Annotated in this window: 14 protein-coding genes and 1 pseudogene; 2 read left to right on the top strand and 13 right to left on the bottom strand. The window is 58.8% G+C overall.

The window, feature by feature from the left end:
* Positions 1–14 precede the first annotated feature (14 nt).
* Positions 15–927: pseudogene (locus tag KHQ24_RS18905) on the bottom strand (LysR family transcriptional regulator).
* Between the two features lie 73 nt (positions 928–1,000).
* Here KHQ24_RS18905 and KHQ24_RS18900 point away from each other — a divergent pair.
* Positions 1,001–2,221: an MFS transporter gene (locus tag KHQ24_RS18900; RefSeq protein WP_049003905.1), complete on the top strand. Its 1,221-nt coding sequence runs from the start codon at positions 1,001–1,003 to the stop codon at positions 2,219–2,221.
* A 138-nt stretch (positions 2,222–2,359) separates the two neighbouring features.
* On the opposite strand, the gene guaA is transcribed toward KHQ24_RS18900, so the two are convergent.
* Entirely contained in the window at positions 2,360–3,937 is a 1,578-nt protein-coding gene (gene guaA, locus KHQ24_RS18895; RefSeq protein ID WP_004201905.1) for a glutamine-hydrolyzing GMP synthase, read from the bottom strand.
* A 67-nt stretch (positions 3,938–4,004) separates the two neighbouring features.
* Positions 4,005–5,471, bottom strand: a complete 1,467-nt coding sequence (guaB, locus tag KHQ24_RS18890; protein WP_004151980.1) for an IMP dehydrogenase — start codon at positions 5,469–5,471, stop codon at positions 4,005–4,007.
* A 158-nt stretch (positions 5,472–5,629) separates the two neighbouring features.
* Here guaB and xseA point away from each other — a divergent pair, with 158 nt between their 5' ends.
* Positions 5,630–7,021: an exodeoxyribonuclease VII large subunit gene (gene xseA, locus KHQ24_RS18885; protein ID WP_017900437.1), complete on the top strand. Its 1,392-nt coding sequence runs from the start codon at positions 5,630–5,632 to the stop codon at positions 7,019–7,021.
* Here xseA and KHQ24_RS18880 read toward each other — a convergent pair.
* The 10 genes from KHQ24_RS18880 to ndk form a co-directional block, all read right to left on the bottom strand.
* Positions 7,005–7,223, bottom strand: coding sequence for a zinc ribbon domain-containing protein (locus tag KHQ24_RS18880; protein ID WP_004201901.1), 219 nt, complete (start codon positions 7,221–7,223; stop codon positions 7,005–7,007). The two genes, xseA and KHQ24_RS18880, sit on opposite strands and share 17 nt — an antisense overlap.
* 49 nt (positions 7,224–7,272) lie before the next feature.
* The gene (locus KHQ24_RS18875; RefSeq protein WP_048295283.1) at positions 7,273–8,352 is read right to left on the bottom strand and encodes a Gfo/Idh/MocA family oxidoreductase; all 1,080 of its coding nucleotides are present in this window, start codon (positions 8,350–8,352) and stop codon (positions 7,273–7,275) included.
* A gap of 117 nt (positions 8,353–8,469) precedes the next feature.
* A complete protein-coding gene (gene der, locus KHQ24_RS18870) occupies positions 8,470–9,948 on the bottom strand; it encodes a ribosome biogenesis GTPase Der (protein ID WP_004201897.1) in 1,479 nt (492 codons plus the stop codon).
* 113 nt (positions 9,949–10,061) lie between these two features.
* On the bottom strand, positions 10,062–11,240 hold the full coding sequence (bamB, locus tag KHQ24_RS18865; RefSeq protein WP_004201895.1) for an outer membrane protein assembly factor BamB: 1,179 nt from the start codon (positions 11,238–11,240) through the stop codon (positions 10,062–10,064).
* Between the two features lie 10 nt (positions 11,241–11,250).
* A complete protein-coding gene (locus tag KHQ24_RS18860) occupies positions 11,251–11,871 on the bottom strand; it encodes a YfgM family protein (protein ID WP_004201892.1) in 621 nt (206 codons plus the stop codon).
* Between the two features lie 34 nt (positions 11,872–11,905).
* Complete coding sequence (gene hisS / locus KHQ24_RS18855) at positions 11,906–13,180, bottom strand: histidine--tRNA ligase (RefSeq protein WP_004201891.1); 1,275 nt, start codon at positions 13,178–13,180, stop codon at positions 11,906–11,908.
* Between the two features lie 91 nt (positions 13,181–13,271).
* Positions 13,272–14,393, bottom strand: coding sequence for a flavodoxin-dependent (E)-4-hydroxy-3-methylbut-2-enyl-diphosphate synthase (gene ispG, locus KHQ24_RS18850; protein ID WP_004201890.1), 1,122 nt, complete (start codon positions 14,391–14,393; stop codon positions 13,272–13,274).
* Positions 14,394–14,419: 26 nt separating this feature from the next.
* Positions 14,420–15,412: a cytoskeleton protein RodZ gene (gene rodZ, locus KHQ24_RS18845; protein WP_017900435.1), complete on the bottom strand. Its 993-nt coding sequence runs from the start codon at positions 15,410–15,412 to the stop codon at positions 14,420–14,422.
* A gap of 276 nt (positions 15,413–15,688) precedes the next feature.
* The gene (locus tag KHQ24_RS18840; RefSeq protein WP_002913894.1) at positions 15,689–16,855 is read right to left on the bottom strand and encodes a bifunctional tRNA (adenosine(37)-C2)-methyltransferase TrmG/ribosomal RNA large subunit methyltransferase RlmN; all 1,167 of its coding nucleotides are present in this window, start codon (positions 16,853–16,855) and stop codon (positions 15,689–15,691) included.
* Between the two features lie 358 nt (positions 16,856–17,213).
* Positions 17,214–17,645: a nucleoside-diphosphate kinase gene (gene ndk / locus KHQ24_RS18835; protein WP_064187551.1), complete on the bottom strand. Its 432-nt coding sequence runs from the start codon at positions 17,643–17,645 to the stop codon at positions 17,214–17,216.
* Positions 17,646–17,707 lie beyond the last annotated feature (62 nt).

Here is a 17,707-nt window from a genome sequence, read left to right as displayed (position 1 = left end):
TTGCCGCTGACGATTTATAAGCGCACGGCCTGCAGCAGACGCAGCATTTCCGCCATTCCTTTGGTAATCACTTTATCCTGACGCATGACAACCGCCAGCTGACGGTACAGCGACGGGGCCAGAGAATGTACCGTTAAGCCATAGCGATCCTCCGCCTGCTCTACCGCCATGCGGGGCACAATACTGTAGCCCAGCCCGGCCCGCACCATGCGTTTGATCGCCTCGATGCTCCCCAGCTGCATCACCGGCGTGACCGCCAGGCCCGCCGAACGGAACCAGCGGTCAATCAGATCCCGCGTGCCGCTGCCCGCCTCGAAGGCAATGAGCGGCAGCGCCTGCAGCTCCTCAGGGGTACACACCGCCGGGATCCCCGCCTCGTGGCTGGGATGGATGACCACGAACTCCTCGTCCACCACGGCGGTCACCGCCAGACTGCGTCCCTGAACGGGCAGCGTGACCAGCCCAAGATCGAGCCGGTTTTCCTCCACCGCCCGGACGACATCCAGCGTGTTGCCGGTGGTCACCCCCACCGTCAGCAGTGGGTGCTGCTGACGAAGATGCTGCAGCAGCGGCGGAAGAAGATGAATGCAGGCCGTCGCGCCGGTCCCCAGAGTCAGTGAGCCATTAACTTCCTGACTAAATGCACTGACCGACTGCACCGCGCTATTCACCGCCCGATCGATCTGCTCGCTGTGGGCCAGCAGCGCCATTCCCGCCGCCGTCGCCTTGATCCCGCGCCCGGTGCGCTCCAGCAGTCGGGTCTGTAAAAATTGCTCCAGCTGACGCACCTGCAGGCTGACGGCAGGCTGGGAGATCCCCAGCGCGTCGGCGGCGGCTGAGAAGCTGCCGCGCTGTACGACCAGCCGGAAGGTCGCCAGGTTTCCCAGGTTCAGTGTTGTCATGCAAAGTTTCTCTTATACCGCGCATAAGGTGGCCGCTCTGCCAGAACAATAGCCTGCCGGGTATGCTCAGGACAACTCTCTTAACGGAATGAAAAACCATGGGAACACCGGCTATTCCCCGACGCCTAGCCTTCACCGCGGGCGCTCAGCAACTGATCAACTGGGGTATCTCTTTTTATATGCCCGGCACCTTTGCCGGAGCTATCGCCGCCGACAAGGGATGGAGCTCGCCGCAGATCTATCTTGGCCTGACGCTTGCGATGCTGATCATGGCGGCGGTCTCCCCGCTGGTCGCCAGTCTGCTGGCTCGCTTTGGCGGACGACTGGTGGTCACCAGCGGAACCTTACTGATAGCCGCCAGTTGCGCGATGATGGCCTGGAGCCCTTCGCTGGTCGGCTGGTACGGCGCCTGGCTGCTGACCGGCGTCGGCATGCGGCTGTCGTTGTATGATGCCCTGTTCGCCGCGGTAGTGAACCTTTACGGCCAACAGGCGCGGAAAACCATCTCTCAAATCACCCTCGCCGGCGGTCTGGCCTCTGCCCTCTTCTGGCCGCTGGGGGAGGCTTTACTCACCGTGATGTCCTGGCAGGATGCCCTGCGGGTCTATGCGCTGTTTGGCCTGCTGAGCGCATGGCTGAGTTATCAGCTGCCTCGTCAGCGGCTCGGCTCATCGACGAAAGCGAAAGCCCCAACAGCGGATGGCAATCGGCGTAACGGCATACGTTATGCGCTCTTTATTGCGCTGATCACCTTCATCTCCACCGGCACCTCCACCCATCTGCCGGAGTTTATCAGCCACTTTGGCCTGCCGGTTGCCATCGGAATGCTGTGGGGATTTGGCCAGACCGGCGCCCGGCTGGGGGAAGTGCTGGCCGGTCGACGCATCACCCCGCTCGCGCTGACGCGTTTTACCGCGCTCGCCATGCCGCTCTGTTTTCTCCTTGGTGTCAGCAGCACGGCGTATGCCGGGTGCGCAGCCGGGTTTGTGCTCGGCTATGGCGCGATAAATGGGCTGGTGACGATTGTGAAAGCGACGCTGCCGCTGGCGCTGTTTAGCGCAGAAAGCTACGCCAGCCGCACGGGTCTCCTGCTGATCCCCGGGCAACTGATGGCGGCGGCCGCCCCCTTTACCTATGCATGGCTGAACCATCGGCTGGGTATCGTGGGTGGAATGTGGATTTCCACCGGGTTAACGCTGATCGTTGCCGGACTGGCGCTGGCGATGGCGCGATCGGTGGGTAAAACAGAGCCGGACAAGCGTCCAGCCCTCTGCCCGGGGGCAAAACGTGGGCCGGCTGAACATCTGCCGGAACCATAACCGGGTACATTCACCGGGGACACAGGAAACCACCCAGTGATGGATAGCGGTGAGGGATGACGGGATTGAGGCTGGGCATAAATTAAAAAACCCTCTGTAACAACAGAGGGTTTCGTTTTATTCAACTAACGCCGGGGATTATTCCCACTCGATCGTTGCTGGCGGCTTACCGCTGATGTCATACACCACGCGGGAGATACCGTTCACTTCATTGATAATGCGGTTAGAGACGCGGCCGAGGAAATCATACGGCAGGTGCGCCCAGTGCGCGGTCATGAAGTCGATGGTTTCCACCGCACGCAGGGAAACCACCCAGTCGTATTTACGGCCATCGCCCATCACGCCGACGGAGCGAACCGGCAGGAATACAGTGAACGCCTGGCTCACTTTGTTGTACAGGTCAGCTTTGTGCAGCTCTTCGATGAAGATAGCGTCCGCGCGACGCAGCAGGTCGCAGTACTCTTTCTTCACTTCGCCCAGCACGCGCACGCCGAGGCCCGGGCCCGGGAACGGATGACGGTAGAGCATATCGTACGGCAGACCCAGCTCCAGACCGATCTTGCGCACTTCGTCTTTGAACAGCTCACGCAGCGGCTCAACCAGCCCCATCTTCATCTCTTTCGGCAGGCCGCCCACGTTGTGGTGAGACTTGATGACGTGCGCTTTACCGGTGGCGGAAGCGGCAGATTCGATAACGTCAGGATAGATGGTGCCCTGCGCCAGCCATTTGACGTCGTCCAGCTTCAGCGCTTCTTCGTCGAACACTTCCACGAAGACGCGGCCGATGATCTTACGTTTCGCTTCCGGATCGCTTTCACCTGCCAGCGCGTCGAGGAAGCGCTGCTCGCCTTCCACGTGAACGATGTTCAGGCCAAAGTGGTCGCCAAACATCTCCATCACCTGCTGGGCTTCGTTCAGACGCAGGAGACCGTTATCCACGAATACGCAGGTCAGGTTTTTGCCGATGGCGCGGTGCAGCAGCATCGCGGTCACCGAAGAGTCCACGCCGCCGGAGAGGCCGAGGATTACTTTGTCATCGCCAACCTGCTGGCGAATACGCTCAACGGCGTCGTCGATGATTTTCGCCGGGGTCCACAGCGCTTCGCACTGGCAGATGTCGCGCACGAAGCGCTCCAGCATACGCATACCCTGACGGGTGTGGGTCACTTCCGGGTGGAACTGCACGCCATAGAAGCGTTTTTCTTCGTTGGCCATAATGGCGAACGGGCAGTTGTCGGTGCTGGCGACGGTGACGAAGTCAGACGGGATGGCGGTGACTTTGTCGCCGTGGCTCATCCACACGTCCAGCAACGGTTTGCCGTCCGCGGTCAGGGAGTCTTCGATACCGCGCACCAGCGCGCTGTCGTTAACCACTTCAACCTGCGCGTAGCCAAACTCACGCTCGTTAGAGCCTTCTACATGGCCGCCCAACTGCATCGCCATGGTCTGCATACCGTAGCAGACGCCAAATACCGGCACGCCGGCTTCGAACACATACTGCGGCGCGCGCGGGCTGTTCTCTTCGGTGGTGCTTTCCGGGCCGCCGGAAAGAATGATGCCGCTTGGATTAAATTCGCGGATCTGTGCTTCCGTGACATCCCATGCCCACAGCTCACAGTAGACGCCCAGTTCACGCACGCGACGCGCCACCAGCTGAGTATACTGTGACCCGAAGTCGAGAATGAGAATGCGATGTTTATGAATGTTTTCCGTCATTGACGCTAATTCCGAGGCAAGTGAAACAGAGTAAATAAATCGCCCGACGCAAGGTCGGGCGAAGAAATCAGGAGCCCAGGCGGTAGTTCGGGGACTCTTTGGTGATGGTCACGTCGTGAACGTGGCTTTCCTGGATGCCCGCACCGCTGATGCGTACGAATTCAGCTTTGGTACGCAGCAGGTCAATGGTACCACAGCCGGTCAGACCCATACAGGAGCGCAGGCCGCCCATCTGCTGGTGAATGATCTCTTTCAGGCGGCCTTTATAGGCCACGCGGCCTTCGATACCTTCCGGCACCAGTTTGTCAGCGGCGTTATCGCTCTGGAAGTAGCGGTCAGAGGAGCCTTTCGACATCGCGCCGAGGGAACCCATCCCGCGATAGGATTTGTAAGAGCGCCCCTGATAGAGTTCGATTTCGCCCGGGGATTCTTCGGTACCGGCCAGCATGGAGCCGACCATCACTGCCGCCGCACCGGCCGCGATCGCTTTGGCGATGTCGCCGGAGAAACGGATACCGCCGTCGGCGATAACCGGAATTCCGGTGCCTTCCAGCGCTTCCACCGCGTCGGAAACGGCGGTGATCTGCGGCACGCCTACGCCGGTCACGATACGGGTAGTACAGATGGAGCCCGGGCCGATGCCTACTTTCACCGCACTGCAGCCGGCTTCCGCCAGCGCGCGCGCGCCTGCGCCAGTGGCGACGTTGCCGCCGATGATCTGCAGGTCTGGGTATTTCGCACGTGTTTCACGAATACGTTGCAGAACGCCTTCGGAGTGGCCGTGAGAGGAGTCAATCAGCAGGACGTCAACGCCCGCTGCCACCAGCGCGTCAACGCGCTCTTCGTTGCCCGCGCCGGCGCCAACCGCAGCGCCAACGCGCAGACGGCCCTGCTCATCTTTACAGGCGTTCGGTTTACGTTCCGCTTTCTGGAAGTCTTTTACGGTGATCATCCCGCGCAGGTGGAAGCTCTCATCCACAACCAGCGCTTTCTCAACGCGTTTTTCGTGCATCTTAGCGAAGACCACTTCACGGCTTTCGCCTTCACGCACGGTGACCAGGCGCTCTTTCGGGGTCATATAGACGCTGACCGGCTGGTTCAGATCGGTAACGAAACGCACGTCGCGGCCGGTGATGATGCCGACCAGCTCGTTCTCTTCGGTAACCACCGGGTAGCCGGCGAAGCCGTTACGCTCGGTCAGCTCTTTCACTTCACGCAGGGTGGTGGTCGGCAGAACGGTCTGCGGGTCGGTGACCACGCCGGACTCATGTTTCTTCACGCGGCGAACTTCTTCCGCCTGGCGCTCGATGGACATGTTTTTGTGAATAAAGCCGATGCCGCCTTCCTGTGCCAGGGCAATAGCCAGACGCGCTTCCGTTACGGTATCCATGGCTGCGGAGAGCATAGGAATATTCAGACGAATGGTTTTCGTCAGCTGAGTGCTGAGATCGGCTGTATTCGGCAGAACGGTAGAATGAGCGGGAACGAGGAGGACGTCGTCAAACGTCAGGGCTTCTTTAGCGATACGTAGCATGGGCAATATCTCGACCAGGGTGGATAAATATTGCCGTGGCATTATACAGAGCGTAACCGATTGCATCTACCCTTTTTTGCAAATAATACTTGCCATCCCCTCTGAGCGCGTTACTATCGACTGAATAACCTGCTGATTTAAAGTTTGATCTTGCTCACATGTTACCCTCTCAATCCCCCGCAATTTTTACCGTAAGCCGCCTCAATCAGACGGTGCGTCTGCTGCTTGAGCGCGAAATGGGCCAGGTTTGGATCAGCGGCGAGATCTCTAACTTCAGCCAGCCTTCTTCCGGCCACTGGTACTTCACCTTAAAAGACGATAACGCCCAGGTGCGCTGCGCGATGTTCCGCAACAGCAACCGCCGGGTCACGTTCCGCCCGCAGCACGGGCAGCAGGTGCTGGTTCGCGCCAACATCACCCTGTATGAGCCGCGCGGCGACTACCAGATTATCGTTGAAAGCATGCAGCCCGCCGGCGAAGGGTTGCTGCAGCAGAAGTATGAGCAGCTGAAAACGCAGTTAACCGCGGAAGGGCTGTTCGATCAAAAACATAAGCAGGCGCTCCCCTCCCCCGCCCGCTGCGTCGGGGTCATCACCTCGAAAACCGGTGCCGCGTTGCACGATATTCTTCATGTCCTCAGGCGCCGCGACCCCGGGCTGCCGGTGATCGTCTACCCGACCGCGGTTCAGGGTGACGATGCTCCCGGGCAGATTGTGCGCGCCATCGCGCTGGCGAACGCGCGCCGGGAGTGTGACGTGCTGATTGTCGGACGCGGCGGCGGTTCGCTGGAGGATCTGTGGAGTTTTAACGATGAGCGGGTGGCGCGAGCTATCTTCGCCAGCCAGATCCCTATCGTCAGCGCCGTTGGCCATGAAACCGACGTCACTATCGCTGATTTTGTTGCCGACCTGCGCGCGCCGACCCCTTCTGCCGCCGCAGAGATCGTCAGCCGCAATCAGCAGGAGCTGCTGCGCCAGCTGCAGGCCGGGCAGCAGCGGCTGGAGATGGCGATGGACTATTTCCTCGCCAGTCGCCAGCGCCGTTTTACCCAGTTGTTCCATCGTCTGCAGCAGCAGCACCCGCAGCTGCGGCTGGCCCGCCAGCAGACCGCTCTGGAACGCCTGCGCCAGCGGATGCGCATCGCCGTGGAATCGCAGTTGAAACGCGCCGATCAGCGGCAAAAGCGTACTGTTCAGCGCCTGAATCACTACAACCCGCAGCCGCGCATCCACCGGGCGCAATCGCGCCTCCAGCAGCTGGAATACCGGCTGGCGGAAACGATGCGTGGCCGGCTCAGCGAGCGGCGTGAACGGTTTGGTCACGCGGTGACCCATCTGGAGGCGGTGAGTCCCTTAGCCACCCTCGCGCGCGGCTATAGCGTCACTTCGGTGAGCGACGGCACGGTACTAAAGCAGACAAAACAGGTCAAAACCGGCGATCTGCTCACCACCCGCCTGAAAGACGGCTGGGTCGAAAGCGAAGTGAGGCAGATTGCGCCGGTGAAAAAAACGCGGGCCAGAAAGCCATCGCCGCCTAAACCAGCGGAATAAATTCCACCCGTTTTTTTGAGATCAGGCCGTGCCCGTGCTGGCAAAAGTAATCCACCGCGCCGCACGCTTTCAGCACCTCCAGCGGCTGGTGGCATTCCGGGCAGCGCGCCTCAAGGGCAAATACCCTTTCGCACTGAGCGCAATGCGCGCTGCTGCCTTTGACATCTAACGGCGCGTGGCACAGAGGGCAATCAAGTTCCATAACCATTCCTTTCAACGTTTATCTGCATCTATTTTACCATGTTCCGGGTTTAATGAGGGCCGCGTAATTGCTGCTGCAACCTGAGCAGCCACTCCACTTCCTCAAGCCGACGCCGCGTCAGCCCGGCCACGCTTTCGGGCGCCCGGGTAAACACATTCTCCGCGCCAAGGATCTGCTCATCGAGACAGTGCGAATAGATCGCTCCGGGCCGGGTCCAGCGCTGGATCCGCTCACCGTCCTGTAGCGTCGCCACCTCGCCATCAGGGGCGCGATCGAGGGCGAGCATTCGCCCATCCCGCAGCCCTATCCGCATTCCCTTTTGCCCGCCCGCGGGACCAGCATATTTGTTAAGCCAGATATTCAGCGGGATATCGCCCAGGCGTCCCTGCAGATGCGCCTCTCCCTCGGCGGTGACCATATCCCCATGAGCAATGTCCCGGCCGAGACGGTCTTTCACCACCCGGACGGCGAGGTCCAGCGTCACATCGCCTCTGCAGCCGAGCAGGGTTTCACGCAGCATCGCCAGGACATGGGTACCGATATCGAGGATCACGCCGTCGGGATGACGCAGCTGCCGGGTATCCAGCTCGCCGGTGGCAAAGTTGAGCGCGACCGGTTCTCCGGCAGCGTTAAAGCCGCTTGGCTCCAGCAAATAGCCTTCGATCCAGACGATATCCTGCGCTGAAAGGTGCGGCGGCGGCAGGCCGCTGGCCTCCTCTTCCGCCTGCCACGGCGGAGCAAGAGCGTTCAGCGCTAACCCACGCGCCATCCAGTGGTCGAGGGCCAGCACGCGACCGGCCTCCCCGGCCGGCGCCAGCAGCGCCCGCAGCCGGGCGGCCTGCTCAAGGTTGGCCACAATCGGTTTCTCCACCACGATGCGGGGAATGGCGCTGGCTAACGCCCTCTCCAGCACGGGCAGGTGCTGGAGAGATGAGGTGGTAATGAAGAGCGTATCCAGGGGTTCGGCCAGTAGCGCCGACAGCGAATTGCGGCGCTGGATCCCCGGCAGCGCTCTGCTGCTATCCAGATCATAGCCCTGGCAGCTATCAATACGGTATCCCAGGCGGCGCAGCGCCGGTAAATAGGCAGTTTCCACCACCGCGCCAAGGCCGATAAAACCAATCTGCATAACAAGTCCACTTTTGAGCCGGTCTGTTCCCGGCGAAGTATCGCGGGATTATGGCGGAAAGTTTTGACTTTTACCGGCGCGGCGGCCACAAAAAACCCGCCGAAGCGGGTTTAATGATTATTTGCTTTTCTTGATATGCTTGATCAGGCGCTTACGTTTACGCATCTGGTTCGGCGTCAGGGTGTTGCGCTTATTGGCGAACGGGTTTTCCCCTTCCTTGAACTGGATACGGATTGGCGTGCCCATCACGTCCAGGGATTTACGGAAATAGTTCATCAGGTAGCGCTTGTAGGAATCCGGCAGATCCTTCACCTGGTTACCGTGGATCACCACGATAGGCGGGTTGTAGCCCCCGGCGTGGGCATATTTCAGCTTCACGCGTCGGCCGCGAACCAGCGGTGGCTGATGATCTTCCGCCGCCATGTTCATGATCCGGGTCAGCATCGCGGTGCTTACGCGGCGGGTAGCGCTATCGTAGGCTTCACGTACCGATTCAAACAGGTTGCCGACGCCGCTGCCGTGCAGGGCGGAGATGAAGTGCACCCGGGCAAAGTCGATAAAGCCCAGACGATAGTCGAGGGTCTCTTTCACCTGCTCCTTCACTTCCTGGCTCAGACCGTCCCATTTGTTGACGACGATCACCAGGGAGCGACCGCTGTTGAGGATAAAGCCCAGCAGCGACAGATCCTGATCGGAGATGCCTTCACGGGCATCAATCACCAGCAGCACGACGTTGGCGTCTTCAATCGCCTGCAGGGTCTTGATGACCGAGAATTTCTCCACCACGTCAGTAATTTTGCCGCGCTTGCGCACCCCGGCGGTATCGATGAGCACGTATTCGCGCTCGTCACGCTGCATCGGGATGTAAATGCTGTCGCGGGTAGTGCCCGGCATATCGTAAACTACCACGCGATCTTCGCCGAGGATGCGGTTGGTGAGCGTCGATTTACCGACGTTGGGACGTCCGACAATCGCCAGTTTGATCGGCAGATCCTGCGGATTGAAGTCGTCTTCCGGCTCTTCTTCCGCTACACCGTTCTGCTCAGCTTCGAATTTTGCCCAGTATTCGGCGTCTTCATCCACCTCTTCCTGCGGATTAACCTCATCTACCCATGGCAGCAGGGCCTGCTCCAGCAGGCTGGTCACACCGCGGCCGTGCGAAGCGGCAATAGGATAGATATCGCCCAGGCCAAGCGACCAGAAGTCCGCCATCGCCTGGTCGACGTCGATGCCGTCGGTTTTGTTAGCCACCAGGAAGGTGGGCTTTTCACGAGAGCGCAGGTGTTTAGCGATCGCGATGTCCGCCGGCATCAGGCCCGCGCGCGCATCGACCATAAACAGCACCACATCGGCCTCTTCGATTGCCAGCAGCGACTGCTCCGCCATCCGGGTTTCCACGCCCTCTTCCGTACCATCAATACCACCGGTATCGATACAGATGAATTCGCGGCCTTCGACTTCGGCCCGACCGTACTTACGGTCACGAGTCAGCCCCGGGAAATCCGCAACCAGCGCATCACGAGTGCGCGTCAGGCGGTTAAAGAGCGTGGATTTTCCAACGTTAGGGCGCCCGACAAGCGCGACCACAGGTATCATGTTAAATGCCTCATACAATCACTAAGCAACATCGTCATAACGACGTTTTTAAAAAAGTCAAAACGGCCCCTGTCTGCCAGGGGCCGTTTCTTAATCACTCACGACAGCGGTAATTAACGCGTAATCGCGTACAGCGTACCGTCTTTCGCCTGGATCAGCAGTCGACCATCGGCCACAACCGGGTCGGTCAGGAAGCCGGAGCTGTCCACTTTCTGCTGCGCCACAAAATGGCCATCTTCCGGGTTCACCCAGTGCATATAGCCTTCGCTATCGCCGACCACCAGATTGCCATTATACAACACCGGCGCGGTCAGCAAACGGTGCAGCAGATCGCTTTGTGTCCACAGGGTCACGCCGCCATCGGTAGTCAGCGCCAGCAGGCGGTCATTCTGGTCAACCAGATAGATACGGTTGCCATCGACGATGAAATCATTCACCGAACCCAGCTCGCGTTTCCACATAATCTGGCCGCTACGCAGATCCAGCGCGGTCAGGTTACCGTTGTAAGCCAGCGCATAGACAACGCCGTTGACGATAATCGGCGTGGTGTCGACATCGCTCAGACGGTCGATTTCCGTCGGCCCGGTGGCCGTGGAAATACGCTGCTGCCAAATCATCTGCCCCTGCTGCATCAATACCGCGCTGACGCGGCCATTGTCGCCGCCCACGATCGCCGCGCCGTAGGCGGTGGCCGGAGCGGATTCGCCGCGCAGGGAGAGCGCAGGCATATCCAGATTCACCGTCCATTTCACGGCGCCATCGGTCTCATTCAGCGCCTGCAGCTGGCCGTTACTGGTGTGGACCAGCACCATGCCATCGCTCACCACCGGGCGCGACAGCGCTTCGCCGGCGACGCGGGTTTGCCAGGCCACGGTACCATCGCTGGTATTCAGCGCATACAGCTGCGCTTTTTCACTGCCGATATAAACATGGCCGCCCGAGACGGTCACACCGCCGGAAAGCAGCGCCGGGGTACGCGAGAACCAGCCATCTTTCTCCGCAAGATTCACCGACCATACCTCTTTACCGTCGTCGGCATTCAGCGCTTTGACGGTGCCTTTACGGTCAGCGGCATAAACCACGCCGTCGGCGAAGGCCGGATGAAGGTTAGAGTAAAATTCGCCGATACCATCGCCAACCGAGGTGCTCCAGGACGTGGACGGCGTAAACTGGTTTTCTACCGTCGGCAGCGGTGACATTTTCACCACATCTTCTTCGCTATTAAACAGCGAACACCCGCTCAGCAAGGTAACGGAAAGCAGCCCTGGCAACAGTAATTTACGCAATTGCATCGAGTCCCTCTCAGATGGACAAATTATTCATTTTCATACGCATCATTTCGCTGAGCGCAGGAGAAGCATCGCTTTTCACGCCAGCTTCCCACGCCGCACGGGCCCCTTGCTTATCGCCTTTGCTCAACAGAATTTCGCCGCGCAAATCAGCCACAATAGCGGTCCAGCCTTCACCTTTAATGCTGTCGAGGGTTTTCAGCGCCGCATCAGCCTGCTTCATCTGCAGTTGAACGCGGGCAAGACGCATACTGATAACCGATTTCAGATTATCATCAGACGCGGCAGCCAGCCCCTGCTGAAGCTGCTTTTCGGCGTTCGGCAGATCGTTCTGTTCAACAAAATGCTGTGCCAGCTCGAGAGAAGCGAAGGCGCCGTAGGTATTTTTATTGTCAGCCGCGAACTTCTCCGCCCCTGACAGCACTTCTGGCGTATTTGATTTCAGCGCGGAAGTCGCCTGTTCGTAAGCCAGCGACGCGTCTCTGGCGGTATCCTGCTGATGGGAGGTCCAGTAGCGCCAGCCAACCAGCGCGCCAATCCCTAAAATCACCCCGACCGCCAGCGCTTTGCCGTTTTCGGCAAAGAAGCGCTTCAGCGCATCGACCTGATCGTTCTCGTTGTTAAAAGTTTCCACGCAGTCCTTCTCCTGACTAATAATTCCCGGGAGATTAACCCAGAAGTGTGCGCAAATGCGCGGCAACGCTCTCCTGCGTTACGGTAGTTTGCTCACCTGAGCGTAAATCCTTCACTACCACGTTTCCGTCAGCGATCTCTGACTCACCCAGCACCAGCGCGACGCGTGCGCCCCACTTATCAGCGCGGGCGAACTGCTTCTTAAAGTTGCCGCCGCCGTGGTTGGTCATCAGTTTCACGCCGGGTAGCGCATCGCGAACCTGCTCAGCCAGACGCATGGCGGCGGACTGAGTATCGGTTCCGGAGGCTACCAGGTATATATCGACAACAGGATCGGCTTTAAATTCCGGATTCACTGCCTGGACCAGTAAAACAAGACGTTCCAGACCCATGGCGAAGCCCACGCCCGGGGTGGCACGACCGCCAAGCTGCTCAACCAGACCGTCGTAACGGCCGCCGGCGCAGACGGTGCCCTGGGAACCGAGACTGGTGGTCACCCACTCAAACACGGTGCGGTTATAGTAGTCGAGACCGCGCACCAGGCGCTGGTTGACGGTATAGCGGATCCCGGCATCGTCAAGCAACGCGCACAGGCCGGCAAAGTGGGCTTTCGACTCTTCGTCGAGATAATCGCCGAGCGCCGGCGCGTCGTTCAGCAGCGCCTGCACGTCCGGGTTTTTGGAGTCCAGCACCCGCAGCGGGTTGGTATACATCCGGCGTTTGCTGTCTTCATCAAGCTTATCGGTAAACTGCTCGAGATAAGCCACCAGCGCGTCGCGGTAGTTGGCGCGGGCTTCCAGCGAACCGATGGAGTTCAGCTCAAGGCTGACGTGATCGGAGATGCCCAGCTCACGCCACCAGCGCGCGGTCAGCATGATCAGCTCCGCATCGATGTCCGGCCCCTGCAGGCCGAAAACTTCGGCGCCGATCTGATGGAACTGGCGGTAACGGCCTTTCTGCGGACGCTCGTGGCGGAACATCGGCCCGACGTACCACAGGCGCTGTTCTTGATTGTACAGCAGACCATGTTCGATGCCGGCTCGTACGCAGCCCGCCGTCCCTTCCGGACGCAGCGTCAGGCTGTCGCCGTTGCGGTCCTCAAAGGTGTACATCTCTTTTTCAACCACGTCGGTCACTTCGCCGATCGCGCGTTTGAATAACGGGGTCTGCTCTACAATCGGCAAACGGATTTCGCTGTAACCGTAGCTACCGAGCACCTGCTTCAGTGAGCCTTCAATGCGCTGCCAGAGAGCGGTTTCGCCCGGCAGATAATCGTTCATGCCACGGATGGCTTGAATGTTCTTTGCCACGTTTATTCTCTTTATATATACAAAAATGAACCCCGGCGCCTCGCGCCCGCAGGTTCAATCATACACGGGAAGCGTATCGCTTCCCAACACGTTATTTTGCTTCAAGCTGTTGAACGTCAATCCGACGGGCTTCATCGAGCATCGAGGCTTTGGCGCGGATCCGCGCTTCAAGCTGGTCGATCATGTCGTTGTTGTCCAGGCGATCTTTACGCACGCCGTCTTCATACAGGCCACTTTTCTTGTTGCCGCCGGTCACCCCGAGGGTGGAAACCAGCGCTTCGCCCGGGCCGTTCACCACGCAGCCGATGATCGAAACATCCATCGGGGTGATGATATCTTCCAGACGTTGCTCCAGGGCGTTCACCGTACCGATAACGTCAAACTCCTGACGCGAACAGGTCGGGCAGGCGATGAAGTTAATACCGCGGGAACGGATACGCAGCGATTTGAGGATATCGAAGCCAACCTTGATCTCCTCCACTGGATCCGCCGCCAGCGAGACGCGCAGCGTATCGCCGATCCCTTCGGACAACAGCAGCCCAAGACCGATCGCCGATTTCACCGCGCCGCTGCGCGCACCGCCCGCTTCGGTGATCCCGAGGTGCAGCGGCTGATCGATCTGTTTCGCCAGCAGGCGATAAGACTCTACCGCCAGGAAGACGTCAGAGGCTTTAACGCTGACTTTAAACTGATCGAAGTTAAGGCGATCGAGATGATCAACGTGGCGCATGGCAGATTCGAGCAGCGCCTGCGGCGTCGGCTCGCCATATTTTTCCTGCAGATCTTTTTCCAGCGAGCCGGCGTTGACGCCAATGCGGATCGGGATGTTTTTATCCCGTGCGCAATCTACGACCATGCGGATGCGCTCTTCGTTGCCGATGTTGCCTGGGTTGATACGCAGGCAGTCGACGCCATATTCTGCGACTTTCAGCGCAATACGGTAGTCAAAGTGGATATCGGCGACCAGCGGGACGTTGACCTGCTGTTTGATCAGTTTGAACGCCTCAGCGGCGTCCATCGTCGGAACAGAGACGCGGACAATATCCGCGCCTACGCGCTCTAACGCTTTGATTTGATTTACGGTCGCAGCCACATCAGTGGTGCGCGTATTGGTCATTGACTGAACGGCGATGGGAGCCCCATCGCCAATTGGCACATTACCAACGTAAATACGTTTAGATTTTCTACGTTGAATCGGAGCCTGGTTATGCATGAAAAATCTCCCGCGTTACCCGTCTGTTACTGCGCCGGTGATGATTCGGCATTAAGGGTCAGACGCGCAACCTGGTTAGTTCTGATAAAACGACTTAAATCGACAGGCTTGCCCAGATACAGGATCTCTACCGCAGCCGGGGCGCCAATTTTCAGCTTATACGGTGCCTGACCGCTCAGGTTCAGATTTCCGCCTTTACGCTGCAGGCCGCTGAACAATTTTTTGCCGGTGGCATCGCTCACTTCCAGCCAGCAGTCGGCGGAAAAGTTCATCACCAGATCCTGCGCCGATGCCGCCGGGTTCGTCACGTTCGCCTGATTGGTCGGCAACGGCGTGGCCGGGGTAGCCGGCGCCGTCGGGGCTGCGCCTGCGGTATCGACATTGGCCTGGGAAGGCGCGACAACGGCGTTATTGTCCGCTGGCGTCTGAGCCGGTGCGCTGGTGGTCGGGGCGCTGGCGGTATCAGTTGGCGCGCTGTTCGCAGCGCTATCGGCGGTCGGGGCTGCCGGGGCGCTGGTATCCAGCGGCACGCTCTGGCTACTGGTGTCGCCGCTGTTCAGCTCAGCGGAAGACTGATCGGCCATGGTGGAGATCTCTTCCTGCTGCGCCTTATGGTCTTGCCACCACCAGGCGCCGCTCAGGCCGATAACCACAAACAGCACCAGCCAGGTGAAGCTCATCAGCCAGCCGTCGCGTTTTTTGCGACGTTTACCTAAAGAGAAGCTCTGCATTGGCGCGACTTTCGCCGCACGGATGGGCGCTTGCTTGGCCATCATCGGCAGCAGCTCGTCTTCTGGAATATGTACGAGGCGAGCATAGGAGCGGATGTAACCGCGCAGGAAGGTGGAAGCGAGGTCGGCAGGCGCCTTATCGTCTTCAATATCACGAACCGTGGACACCTTCAGGCATAAGCGTTCTGCCACCGCTTGCTGGCTAAGTCCGAGTTGTTCGCGGGCGTGACGCAGACGCGCGCCCGTGGTGTTTGCTTCTTGATGATCTTGAGTGGCTTCAGTATTCATTCGCTACAACTACTGGTACGTGAAATTTAAAGTTCAGCGCGGGAAAAAGCCGGCGCCGCGAGACATCTGTGGTACGTCAGCCTCACAGTATAGGACTGTCAGCCGCGCGATCACAGAGACGAATCAAAATTGAATGCTAAGCGGTTGTTGTGCCGCTACATACTGCCTCAAAGTCGACAAAAACGCACCGTAATTATTAACCGAATCAGCGTATTTCGCCTGGCTATAGGTCATAAATATGGCCCGTGCCGCCTGCGCTGCACGGGCCATCATTTGTCAGACCGCTTTTACGTCAATCGCTTCGCCCTGCATCCGCTTACGCAGCGTGCGCTTGGTACGGTCGATAACATCGCCCGCCAGCTGACCGCAGGCGGCGTCGATATCGTCGCCGCGCGTTTTACGCACGATGGTCGTAAAGCCGTACTCCATCAGGACTTTGGAGAAACGGTCGATGCGGCTGTTGGAGCTGCGGCCATACGGCGCGCCCGGGAACGGGTTCCATGGGATCAGGTTGATCTTACACGGCGTATCTTTCAGCAACGCCGCCAGTTCGTGGGCGTGCTCGGTGCCGTCGTTGACATGATCCAGCATCACGTACTCGATGGTCACCCGGCCCTGGTTGGCGTTGGACTTCGAAATATAGCCGCGCACCGAGTTGAGGAAGGTCTCGATGTTGTACTTTTTGTTGATCGGGACGATTTCGTCACGAATGGTATCGTTCGGCGCGTGCAGGGAGATCGCCAGCGCGACGTCGATCATATCGCCGAGTTTATCCAGCGCCGGCACCACGCCGGAAGTCGACAGGGTGACGCGACGTTTGGAGAGGCCAAAGCCGAAATCGTCGAGCATGATTTCCATCGCCGGAACGACGTTGTTGAGGTTCAGCAGCGGCTCGCCCATGCCCATCATCACCACGTTGGTGATCGGACGTACGCCGGTGGTCTTCACCGCGCCGACGATTTTCGCCGCGCGCCAGACCTGGCCGATAATTTCGGAAACCCGCAGGTTACGGTTAAAGCCCTGCTGGGCGGTGGAGCAGAATTTACACTCCAGCGCGCAGCCTACCTGGGAGGAGACGCACAGGGTGGCGCGGTCTTCTTCCGGGATATAGACGGTCTCGACGCGCTGATCGCCAACGGCAATCGCCCATTTGATGGTCCCGTCGGTTGAGCGTTGTTCTTCAACTACTTCCGGGGCGCGGATCTCCGCCACTTCTTTCAGTTTACTGCGCAGGACTTTGTTGATGTCAGTCATCTCATCAAAGTCGTCGCAGCAGTAGTGATACATCCATTTCATCACCTGATCGGCGCGGAAAGGCTTCTCGCCCATGTTTTTGAAAAACTCGCGCATCTGCTGACGGTTTAAATCCAGCAGGTTGATTTTGGCATCTTTGTTCGGCACCGTCAGAGCGGCGGTATCAGGCGTGACAATTTGTTCAGACATAATGTTTTCCGGCCTCGTTATTACACGTTATGGCCCCAGGTGGGTTGAAAAAGAAACGCCCCGGAGAGCGACAGCTCGTCCAGGGGCGCTATATTCTACAAATTCTGGCGCATCATTGCCACGTTTGCACAAAGCAATGATAAAAAATCTGTAACTGACTGCTCAATCCTCTAAGGCTTTTCGATTGTCGCAAGGCGGCAAGCAAGTGACAAATTCGTCGGGAACGAATTTGACCAGCCCTAGGCTGGCCTCCGGTGAGAGGCAGGAGCCTCTCATTAATCCCCGGGAGCATAGATAACTATGTGACCGGGGTGAACGCGCGCAGCCAACGCCGCGACGGTCGAAAAGACGACGAGGATTAGCGAGTGCGCGGGCAAACCTCGCCTTCAGCAAAGAAGAACGCGATTTCGCGAGCAGCGGATTCTACAGAGTCGGAACCGTGGGTGCCGTTCTCGGTGAAGCTGTCAGCGTAGTCAGCGCGCAGGGTACCCGCCAGCGCGTTTGCCGGGTTGGTCGCGCCCAGCAGGTCACGGTGACGCTGAACCGCGTTTTCGCCTTCCAGGACGGAAACCACGATCGGGCCGGAGGTCATGAACTCAACCAGACCGTCGAAGAACGGGCGACCTTCGTGCTCAGCATAGAAACCACGAGCCTGATCAACGGTCAGGTGCAGCATTTTGGTGCCGACGATTTTGAACCCTGCAGCTTCAAAGCGGGAAAAGATGCTGCCAATAACGTTTTTTGCCACCGCGTTTGGTTTGATGATGGAAAAAGTACGTTCAATAGCCATGATTACCTCTAATTAAATGTTCTGTTGTTGCACATACGATCGTATGGCCTGGCGCGCATTAT

The organism is Klebsiella sp. 54, from assembly GCF_018223875.1.
Classification (GTDB): Bacteria; Pseudomonadota; Gammaproteobacteria; order Enterobacterales; family Enterobacteriaceae; genus Klebsiella; species Klebsiella quasipneumoniae.
This window is presented reverse-complemented; position numbering and strand designations above follow the sequence as displayed.